This window comes from Geodermatophilus sp. SYSU D01180 (assembly GCF_054050415.1).
This window is the reverse complement of the sequence record NZ_JBJGZH010000051.1, coordinates 1-9,676: the sequence shown is the minus strand read 5'-3', so window position 1 is coordinate 9,676 and position 9,676 is coordinate 1. Positions and strand designations below refer to the sequence as shown.

At 75.3% G+C, this 9,676-nt stretch carries 9 protein-coding genes; all 9 read left to right on the top strand.

Annotation, left to right across the window (positions count from 1 at the left end):
- Positions 1-100: 100 nt before the first annotated feature.
- Genes argC through tyrS form a run of 9 tightly spaced genes read left to right on the top strand, consistent with a single transcriptional unit; the run spans position 101 to position 9,326 of the window.
- A complete protein-coding gene (argC, locus tag ACI8AA_RS23815; RefSeq protein WP_457046845.1) occupies positions 101-1,141 on the top strand; it encodes an N-acetyl-gamma-glutamyl-phosphate reductase in 1,041 nt (346 codons plus the stop codon).
- Positions 1,138-2,289 carry a bifunctional glutamate N-acetyltransferase/amino-acid acetyltransferase ArgJ gene (gene argJ / locus ACI8AA_RS23810; protein WP_457046844.1) on the top strand — a complete coding sequence of 384 codons (1,152 nt, stop codon included), beginning with the start codon at positions 1,138-1,140 and terminating at the stop codon, positions 2,287-2,289. The genes argC and argJ overlap by 4 nt, the downstream gene beginning before the upstream one ends.
- On the top strand, positions 2,286-3,284 hold the full coding sequence (gene argB, locus ACI8AA_RS23805) for an acetylglutamate kinase (protein ID WP_457046843.1): 999 nt from the start codon (positions 2,286-2,288) through the stop codon (positions 3,282-3,284). The genes argJ and argB overlap by 4 nt, the downstream gene beginning before the upstream one ends.
- Positions 3,281-4,471, top strand: coding sequence for an acetylornithine transaminase (locus ACI8AA_RS23800; protein WP_457046842.1), 1,191 nt, complete (start codon positions 3,281-3,283; stop codon positions 4,469-4,471). The genes argB and ACI8AA_RS23800 overlap by 4 nt, the downstream gene beginning before the upstream one ends.
- The gene (argF, locus tag ACI8AA_RS23795) at positions 4,468-5,415 is read left to right on the top strand and encodes an ornithine carbamoyltransferase (RefSeq protein ID WP_457046841.1); all 948 of its coding nucleotides are present in this window, start codon (positions 4,468-4,470) and stop codon (positions 5,413-5,415) included. Before ACI8AA_RS23800 ends, argF begins: the two co-directional genes overlap by 4 nt.
- Positions 5,412-5,960, top strand: a complete 549-nt coding sequence (locus ACI8AA_RS23790) for an arginine repressor (protein WP_457046840.1) — start codon at positions 5,412-5,414, stop codon at positions 5,958-5,960. Before argF ends, ACI8AA_RS23790 begins: the two co-directional genes overlap by 4 nt.
- Positions 5,957-7,402 carry an argininosuccinate lyase gene (gene argH, locus ACI8AA_RS23785; RefSeq protein ID WP_457046839.1) on the top strand — a complete coding sequence of 482 codons (1,446 nt, stop codon included), beginning with the start codon at positions 5,957-5,959 and terminating at the stop codon, positions 7,400-7,402. Before ACI8AA_RS23790 ends, argH begins: the two co-directional genes overlap by 4 nt.
- Positions 7,366-8,046: a DNA-3-methyladenine glycosylase gene (locus tag ACI8AA_RS23780; protein ID WP_457046846.1), complete on the top strand. Its 681-nt coding sequence runs from the start codon at positions 7,366-7,368 to the stop codon at positions 8,044-8,046. The genes argH and ACI8AA_RS23780 overlap by 37 nt, the downstream gene beginning before the upstream one ends.
- Positions 8,043-9,326, top strand: coding sequence for a tyrosine--tRNA ligase (gene tyrS / locus ACI8AA_RS23775; RefSeq protein WP_457046838.1), 1,284 nt, complete (start codon positions 8,043-8,045; stop codon positions 9,324-9,326). Before ACI8AA_RS23780 ends, tyrS begins: the two co-directional genes overlap by 4 nt.
- Positions 9,327-9,676: the final 350 nt, after the last annotated feature.

Here is a 9,676-nt window from a genome sequence, read left to right as displayed (position 1 = left end):
CGTGCTCTGCCCCCGATCGGGGGCAGAGCACGAGCGCGCACGGGGCAGCTCGGACCCCCGGTCATGAAAGGTCATGCACGGTCCTGTATGGTCATGCATCGTGAACACAGGGCAGACGTGGACGGTCGGGGTCACCGGCGCCACCGGGTACGCGGGGGGAGAGGTGTGCCGGCTGCTGGCCGGGCACCCGCACCTCCGCCTGGCCGGGGTGCACGCGAACAGCAGCGCCGGCCGACGCCTGGGTGAGCTGCAGCCGCACCTGCTGCCCTTCGCCGACCTCGAGGTCCGGCCGAGCGCGCCCGAGGACCTCGCCGGTTACGACGTCGTCGTCCTCGCGCTCCCGCACGGGGAGTCCGCCGCGATCGCCGCGCAGCTGTCCCCGGACACCCTCGTCATCGACTGCGGCGCCGACCACCGGCTGCAGGACCCGGCCGCCTGGGCCCGCTGGTACGGCGGCGAGCACCCGGGGACGTGGCCCTACGGCCTGCCCGAGCTGCCCGGCCAGCGGGAGCGGCTGGCCGGCGCGCGGCGGATCGCCGTCCCCGGCTGCTATCCCACCTCGGTCACCCTCGCGATGGCCCCGGCGCTGGCCGCCGGGCTGGTCGAGCCGGACGTCGTCGTGGTCGCCGCCTCCGGCACCTCCGGCGCGGGCAAGGCGGCCAAGCCGCACCTGCTCGGCAGCGAGGTGATGGGCTCGGTGAGCGCCTACGGCGTCGGCGGCGTGCACCGGCACACCCCCGAGATGGCGCAGACGCTGGGTGCGGCCGCCGGGGAGCCGGTGCGGATCAGCTTCACCCCGACCCTGGTGCCGATGAGCCGGGGCATCCTCGCCACCTGCTCGGCGCCGCTGCGGCCCGGGACCGACGCCGACGCCGCGCGGGCCGCCTACGAGAAGGCCTACGCCGACGAGCCGTTCGTGCACCTGCTGCCCGAGGGCCAGTGGCCGACGACGGCGCAGGTGCTCGGCGCGAACACCGTCGCGGTGCAGGTCGCCGTCGACCCGGACGCCGGCCGGCTGGTCGTCGTGGCCGCGGTCGACAACCTCACCAAGGGCACCGCGGGCGGCGCGATCCAGAGCGCCAACATCGCCCTCGGGCTGCCCGAGACCGCGGGCCTGCCGCTGGTGGGGGTGGCCCCGTGAGCGTCACCGCGCCCCAGGGCTTCCGGGCCGCCGGCGTCGCGGCCGGGCTCAAGAGCACCGGCGCGGCCGACGTCGCGCTGGTCGTCAACGACGGGCCGCGGGACGCCGCCGCCGCCGTCTTCACCACCAACCGCTTCCCGGCCGCGCCGGTGCAGTGGAGCCGCCAGGTGCTGGCGACCGGCCGGCTGCGGGCGGTGGTGCTCAACTCCGGGGGCGCCAACGCGTGCACCGGCCCCGAGGGCTTCCAGGACACCCACGCCACCGCCGAGCACACCGCGGCCGAGCTGGGCCTGGGCGCGATCGACGTCGCCGTCGCCTCCACCGGGCTGATCGGCGTCCGGCTGCCGATGGACCGGCTGCTGTCCGGGGTCACCGACGCCGCGAAGGCGCTGTCGGCCGACGGCGGTCCCGACGCCGCCCGGGCGATCATGACCACCGACTCGGTGCCCAAGACGACGGTCGTCGAGCGGGACGGCTGGTCGGTCGGCGGCATGGCCAAGGGCGCGGGCATGCTCGCGCCGAGCCTGGCCACGATGCTCGTCGTCCTCACCACGGACGCCGCCGTCGAGCCCGCCGTGCTGCAGCAGGCGCTCGAGGCCGCGACCGGCGTCAGCTTCGAGCGGGTCGACTCCGACGGCTGCCTGTCCACCAACGACACCGTCGTCGCGATGGCCAACGGCGCCAGCGGCGTCGGCCCGGCCGCGGAGGAGGTCGCCGAGGCGCTCACCGCCGCGGCCACCGACCTCGCCATGCAGCTGCTCGCCGACGCCGAGGGCTCGACCAAGGACATCGCGATCACCGTGCGCAACGCGGCGAGCGTCGAGGACGCGCTCACCGCCGGCCGGGCCTGCGCGCGCAACAACCTGCTCAAGACGGCGCTGTTCGGCAACGACCCGAACTGGGGCCGGGTGCTCGCGGCGATCGGCACCACCGACGCCGCCTTCGAGCCCGACCGCGTCGACGTCACGATCAACGGCGTCACCGTCTGCCGGGGCGGCGCGATCGGCGACCCGCGCGAGGGCGTCGACCTCACCGGCCGGGCGATCACCATCGACGTCGACCTGAGGGCCGGCGACGAGCAGGCGACGATCTGGACCAACGACCTGTCCATCGCCTATGTGCACGAGAACTCGGCGTACTCCACGTGACCAGTTCCCAGGACCCCACCCCGCCCGACGTCCGGGTCGACGAGGCGCCCCCGCCGCGCCGGCGGATCGGCACCACCCGGGTCATGCGCACCTACGACCCGGAGGGCGACGCCCGCAAGGTCGCCGTCCTCACCGGCGCGCTGCCGTGGCTGCGCGAGTTCCACGGCAACGTGGTGGTGATCAAGTACGGCGGCCACGCGATGGTCGACGAGGAGTGCCGCCGGGCCTTCGCCGAGGACATGGTGTTCCTCCGGACCTGCGGCATCCTGCCCGTCGTCGTGCACGGCGGCGGCCCGCAGATCACCGAGATGCTCGGCCGGCTCGGCATCGAGAGCGAGTTCCGCGGCGGCCTGCGGGTGACCACCGACGAGACCGTCGAGGTGGTCCGCATGGTGCTCACCGGCCAGGTCACCCCGGAGGTGGTCGGGCTGGTCAACCAGCACGGCCCGCTCGCGGTCGGCCTGTCCGGCGAGGACGGCGGCCTGTTCACCGCCGAGCGGACGACGGCGCTGGTCGACGGGCAGCCGGTCGACGTCGGCCGGGTCGGGGACGTCGTCGCCGTCGACCCGACGCCGGTCACCGCGCTGCTGGAGTCCGGGAAGATCCCGGTGGTCGCCACGGTCGCGCCCGACCGCGACGGCGTGGTGCACAACGTCAACGCCGACACCGCCGCCGCCGCGCTCGCCGTGGCGCTCGGCGCGGTGAAGCTCGTCGTCCTCACCGACGTCGAGGGCCTCTACGCCGACTGGCCCGACCGCGACTCGCTCGTGCAGCAGATCGACGCCGCCGAGCTCGCCGAGATCCTCCCCGACCTGGACGCGGGGATGATCCCGAAGATGGCCGCCTGCCTGCGGGCGGTCGAGGGCGGGGTGAAGCGGGCGACCGTCGTCGACGGCCGGACCCCGCACGCGCTGCTGCTGGAGATGTTCACCACCGAGGGCACCGGGACGATGGTCGTCCCCGCCCACACGCTCACCAGGGAGGAGCCGGCATGACCCCCACGGAGGAGCTGGCCACCCGCTGGTCGGCCGTGATGATGGGCAACTACCGCACCCCGCCGGTCGCGCTCGCGCGCGGCGAGGGCGCCACCGTCTGGGACGTCGACGGCCGCGAGTACACCGACCTGCTCGGCGGCATCGCGACGACGATCCTCGGCCACGCCCACCCCCGGGTGGTCGAGGCGATCACCGAGCAGGCGCAGACCCTCGGGCACGTGTCCAACCTGGCGATGCACGAGCCCGGCGTCGCGCTCGCCGAGCGGCTGCTGGAGCTCGCCGGCCGGCCCGGGCGGGTGTTCTTCTGCAACTCCGGCGCCGAGGCCAACGAGGCCGCGTTCAAGATCAGCCGGCTCACCGGGCGGCCCGAGGTGGTCACCGCCGAGGGCGCGTTCCACGGCCGCACGATGGGCGCGCTCGCGCTCACCGGCCAGCCGTCCAAGGCCGCCGCGTTCGCCCCGCTGCCCGGCGGCGTCCGCTACGTGCCCTACGGCGACGCCGACGCGCTGGCCGGCGCGGTCGGGGAGCAGACCGCGATGGTGCTGCTCGAGCCGCTGCTCGGTGAGGGCGGCGTGCAGCCCCCGCCGCCGGGCTACCTCGCCGCCGCCGCCCGCACCGCCGCCGACGCCGGCGCGCTGTTCGCCGTCGACGAGGTGCAGACCGGCACCGGCCGCACCGGCCACTGGTTCGCCCACCAGGCCGACGGCCTGCAGCCCGACGTGGTCACCACGGCCAAGGCGCTCGGCGGCGGCCTGCCGATCGGCGCCACGCTCGCCTTCGGCGACGCCGCGGAGCTCATGACCGCCGGCTCGCACGGCTCCACGTTCGGCGGCAACCCGATCGCCTGCGCCGCCGCGCTCGCCGTCCTCGACACGATGCGCGACGAGGGCCTGCTCGAGCGCGCCAAGGAGCTCGAGCACCGGTTCACCGCCGGCATCGAGGGCCTCGGGCACCCCGGCGTCTCCGGCGTGCGGGGGAGGGGCGCGCTGCTCGGCGTCGTCCTCACCGCCCCGGCCGCCGGCGCGCTGGAGGCGCAGCTGCGGGCCGCCGGCTTCCTGACCAACGCCGTCGCCCCCGACGTGCTCCGGCTGGCGCCCTCCCTGGTCCTCACCGACGCCCAGGTCGACGCCTTCGTCGCCGCGCTGCCTGCCGCCCTCGACACCGCCCTGCAGGAGACCGACTCGTGACCCGGCACCTCACCCGCGACGACGACCTCACCCCCGACGAGCAGGCCCAGGTCCTCGCGCTCGCCGCCGAGCTCAAGCGCACCCGGCACACCGACGCCGCGCCCACCCCGCTCCGCGCCGCGAACGGCGTGCCCCGCGCGGTCGCCGTGCTGTTCGACAAGCCCTCCACCCGCACCCGGGTGTCGTTCTCGATCGGCGTCGCCGAGCTCGGCGGCTACCCACTGGTGATCGACGCCGGGTCCAGCCAGCTCGGCCGCGGCGAGCCGGTGGAGGACACCACCCGCGTGCTCGACCGGCAGGTCGCCGCGATCGTGTGGCGCACCTTCGGCCAGGACCGGCTGGAGACCATGGCCGCCACCAGCCGCGTGCCGGTGGTCAACGCGCTCACCGACGACTTCCACCCCTGCCAGGTCCTCGCCGACCTGCAGACCGTCGTCGAGCACAAGGGCTCGCTGGCCGGCCGGTCGCTGACCTACCTCGGCGACGGCGCCAACAACATGGCGCACTCCTACCTGCTCGGCGGCGCCACCGCCGGCATGCACGTGCGGATCGGCTCGCCCGAGGGGTACCAGCCGGCGCCCGACGTCCTGAAGCGGGCGGCGGAGATCGCCGCCGAGACCGGCGGCTCGGTGCAGTGGACCGCCGACGCGGCGGCCGCCGCCGACGGCGCCGACGTCCTCGCCACCGACACCTGGGTCTCGATGGGCCAGGAGGACGAGTACGACACCCGGGTCGCGCCGTTCCTGCCCTTCGCCGTCGACGACGCCGCGCTGGCCCGCGCCGCCGACGACGCCCTCGTCCTGCACTGCCTGCCCGCCTACCGCGGCAAGGAGATCGCCGCCGACGTGATCGACGGCCCGCAGAGCGCCGTCTGGGACGAGGCCGAGAACCGGCTGCACGCGCAGAAGGCCCTGCTGACCTGGTTGCTGGAGCGATCCGGGTGACCGGGGCGCTGACCCGGTCGGCGCGGCAGGCCCGCATCGCCGAGCTCATCGCCGCCCGGCCGGTGACCTCGCAGACCCAGCTCGCCGCACTGCTGGCCGAGTCGGGCGTCGAGGTCACCCAGGCCACGCTCTCGCGCGACCTGGAGGAGCTCGGCGCGGTCAAGCTGCGCGGCTCGGACGGCGCCCCGGCGTCCTACGTGCTGCCGCCGGAGAACGCCCCGCTGCGGCCCGCGCAGGCCGCCCCCGCCCGGCTCACCCGGCTGCTCGGGGACCTGCTCACCAGCGCCGAGGGCAGTGCCAACCTGGCTGTGCTGCGCACCCCGCCCGGCGCCGCGCAGTTCCTCGCCTCGGCGTTGGACAAGGTGGGCCTGCCCGACGTCCTGGGCACCATCGCCGGGGACGACACGCTGCTCGTCGTCTCCCGCGAGCCCGACGGCGGTGCGGCGCTGGCGCAGCGCCTGCGGTCGCTGGCCGGCCGCGCGCCGGGCGAGCCGCCCCACCTGACCGACGAGACCGACGACCCCGCTGGAGGATCAGCCCCGTGACCGACCCGACCGCCCCCGCCTCGCAGACCCGGCTCTGGGGCGGCCGCTTCGGCGGCGGGCCGTCGCCGGCCATGGCGGCGCTGTCGAAGTCGACCGACGTCGACTGGCGGCTGGCCCCCTACGACCTCGCCGGCTCCCGCGCGCACGTGCGGGTGCTGCACCGCGCCGGGCTGCTCGCCGACGACGAGCTCGAGCAGATGCTGCGCGCGCTCACCGAGCTGTCGGCGGAGGTCGCCGACGGCACCTTCGCGCCGGTCGAGGCCGACGAGGACGTGCACGAGGCGCTCGAGCGCGGCCTGATCGCCAAGCTCGGCACCCTCGGCGGCAAGCTGCGCGCCGGCCGGTCCCGCAACGACCAGGTCGCCACCGACCTGCGGCTGTACCTGCGGCACAACGTGCGCGCCCTGGTCGGCGAGCTGGCCTCGCTGGAGTACGCGCTCCTGGGCCTGGCCGAGCGGTACCTCGAGGTCCCCGCGCCCGGCATGACCCACCTGCAGCACGCCCAGCCGGTGCTCGTCAGCCACCAGCTGCTCGCCCACGCGCACGCCTTCGCCCGCGACGTCGACCGGCTGCTCGACTGGGACCGCCGCGCCGCCGTCAGCCCGCTCGGCTCCGGCGCGCTGGCCGGCTCGTCGCTCCCGCTGGACCCCGACGCCGTCGCCGCCGAGCTCGGCTTCGACCGGGCCGCGGAGAACTCGATCGACGCGGTCAGCGACCGCGACTTCGCCGCGGAGTTCTGCTTCGCCGCCGCGATGGTCGGCGTCCACCTGTCCCGGCTGGGAGAGGAGGTCGTGCTCTGGACCTCGACCGAGTTCGGCTGGGCCCGCCTCGACGACGCCTGGGCGACCGGGTCGTCGATCATGCCGCAGAAGAAGAACCCCGACATCGCCGAGCTGGCGCGCGGCAAGTCCGGCCGGTTCGTCGGCAACCTCACCGGCCTGCTCACCGTGCTCAAGGGCCTGCCGCTGGCCTACGACCGCGACCTGCAGGAGGACAAGGAGCCGGTCTTCGACTCCCTCGAGCAGCTGCTGCTCCTGCTGCCCGCGGTCACCGGCATGGTCGCCACGCTCACCCTGCGCCCGGAGGTGCTCGAGGCCGCCGCGCCGCAGGGCTTCGCGCTGGCCACCGACGTCGCCGAGTGGCTGGTGAAGAACGGCGTGCCGTTCCGCTCGGCGCACGAGATCTCCGGCGAGATGGTCGCCGTCTGCGAGGCCGCGGGCCTGGAGCTCGACCAGCTCGGCGACGACCAGCTGGCCGGCATCGACGAGCGGCTCACCCCCGCCGTCCGCGAGGTGCTGTCGGTGCGGGGCGCCCTCGCCGCCCGCGACACCCGCGGCGGGACGGCGCCCGACCGGGTCGCCGCCCAGCTCGCCGCGCTCAAGGACGTCGTCGCCGCCCACGGCCGCTGGTCGGCCGACTCGCCCGTGGCGGCCGCGCTCTGAGCCCGCCGGGCCGCCTGCTGACGGCGGAGGAGCTGCTCGGGCCGGTCGACGACGTCGCCCCGGCGCTGCTGGGCTGCTGGGTGGTCACCGACCGGCCCGAGGGGACCGTCGCCGTCCGGCTCACCGAGGTCGAGGCGTACTCGGGGGAGGGGCAGGACCCGGCGTCGCACGCGCACCGCGGCCCGACCCCGCGCGCGGCGATCATGTTCGGCCCGCCCGGGCGGCTGTACGTGTACTTCAGCTACGGCGTGCACTGGTGCGCCAACGTCGTCGTCGGTCCCGCCGGCCGCGGCTCGGCGGTGCTGCTGCGCGCCGGTGAGGTCGTGGTGGGGGAGGAGGTCGCGGCGCTGCGCCGTCCCTCCGCCCGCGTGCCCCGGGACCTGGCCCGCGGCCCGGCCCGGCTGACCGCGGCGCTGGCGATCGGGCCGGAGGACGGCGGCGCCGACGTCCTCGATCCCGCCTCGCCGGTGCGGCTGCACACGGGGAAGCCGCCGGACGCCGTCTCGGCCGGGCCGCGGGTCGGCATCAGCCGGGCCACCGAGCTGCCGTGGCGGTTCTGGGAGCCCGGGGCGCCGTCGGTGAGCGCCTTCCGCCCGGGTGGCCAGCGCCGCCGCCGCGCCGCCGGGCAGACTGGTACCTCGTGACCTCCTCCGTCCTCGACGAACTGCGGCGCCGCGGGCTCATCGCCCAGACCACCGACGAGGACGCCCTGCGCGCCCACCTCGCCGACGGACCGGTCACCTACTACTGCGGTTTCGACCCGACCGCCCCGAGCCTGCACGTCGGGCACCTGGTCCAGGTGATGGTGCTGCGGGCGCTGCAGCGTGCCGGCCACCACCCGGTGGTCCTCGTCGGCGGCGCCACCGGGCTGATCGGCGACCCGCGGCCGACCGCCGAGCGACAGCTCAACGACCGCTCCACCGTGGCCGGCTGGGTGGACAGCATCCGCCGCCAGCTGGCGCCCTTCCTCGACCGGCCGGCCGAGCAGGACGGCCTGCCCGCGCCGGTGTACGTCGACAACCTGACCTGGACCGAGCCGCTGTCGGCCATCGACTTCCTCCGCGACCTCGGCAAGCACTTCCGGGTCGGCCGGATGCTGGCGAAGGAGGCGGTGTCCGCGCGGCTGAACTCCGAGGCCGGCATCAGCTACACCGAGTTCAGCTACCAGATCCTCCAGGCGCACGACTTCCTGCAGCTGTTCCGCCGCCACGGCGTCACGCTGCAGACCGGCGGCTCGGACCAGTGGGGCAACCTCACCGCGGGCATCGACCTGGTCCGCCGGGTGGAGGGCGCCTCGGTGCACGCGCTGTCCACCGTGCTGGTCACCAAGTCCGACGGGCAGAAGTTCGGCAAGAGCGAGGGTGGCACCGTGTGGCTCGACCCCGCGCTCACCTCGCCCTACGCCTTCTTCCAGTTCTGGCTCAACGCCGACGACGCCGATGCGCTCACCTGGCTGCCGCAGTTCTCCGAGCGGCCCGCCGAGGAGGTCGAGGCGGTCCTGGCCGAGAGCCGGGAGCGCCCGGCGTCGCGCGCGGCACAGCGGGCCCTGGCCGAGGAGCTGACCGCGCTCGTCCACGGGCCCGAGGAGCTCCGCCAGGCCGAGGCGGCCGGGCGTGCGTTGTTCGGCCGGGACGACCTGACGGCGCTCGGCGCCGAGACCCTCGCTGCGGCCCTGCGGGAGGCCGGCAGCGTCACCGTCGACGGCGGGACGCCGACGGTCGCGCAGCTGCTCCAGCAGACGGGGCTCGTCTCCAGCCTGTCCGAGGCGCGCCGGACGGTGAAGGAGGGCGGCGCCTACCTCAACAACGAGCGGGTGACCGACGCCGACGCCGTCCCGGGCGAGGACGCATGGCTGCCGGGCGGCTGGCTGGTGCTGCGCCGTGGCAAGCGGTCCGTCGCCGGGGTGCAGCGCGTCGCCCACTGAGGGTGTCCCGCTGCGTTAACGCCATGTGACACGCCGGTTCCGGAACGGTGTCTGGCGTCACGGCCGAGCGGGTTTGACACGGTCCCGACAGGCACGTAACTTTCTCTCTGCGCGCCGCACGGCCCGGGAGGGCCGGAGCGGAGGATCCCCTCGAGGGAACACTCCGGGCGGGCGCAGGGTTGGACAACAAGCCTCCAGCGGAACCCGAGAGGGTCGAGTTGGTGTGCGTCCGCTCCTTGAGAACTCAACAGCGTGCCGAAAGTCAGTGCCAAGTAACAAACCCCCGCACTGCACGGTCTGTGGATCGTGGAGTGAGGGTTCCTTTGGTTGATGGATATCGCGATCTGTCA

Coding starts and splice junctions, on each gene's coding strand:
- ACI8AA_RS23800 (WP_457046842.1), top strand. CDS start 3,281: ATGACCCCCACGGAGGAGCTGGCCACCCGCTGGTCGGCCGTGATGATG.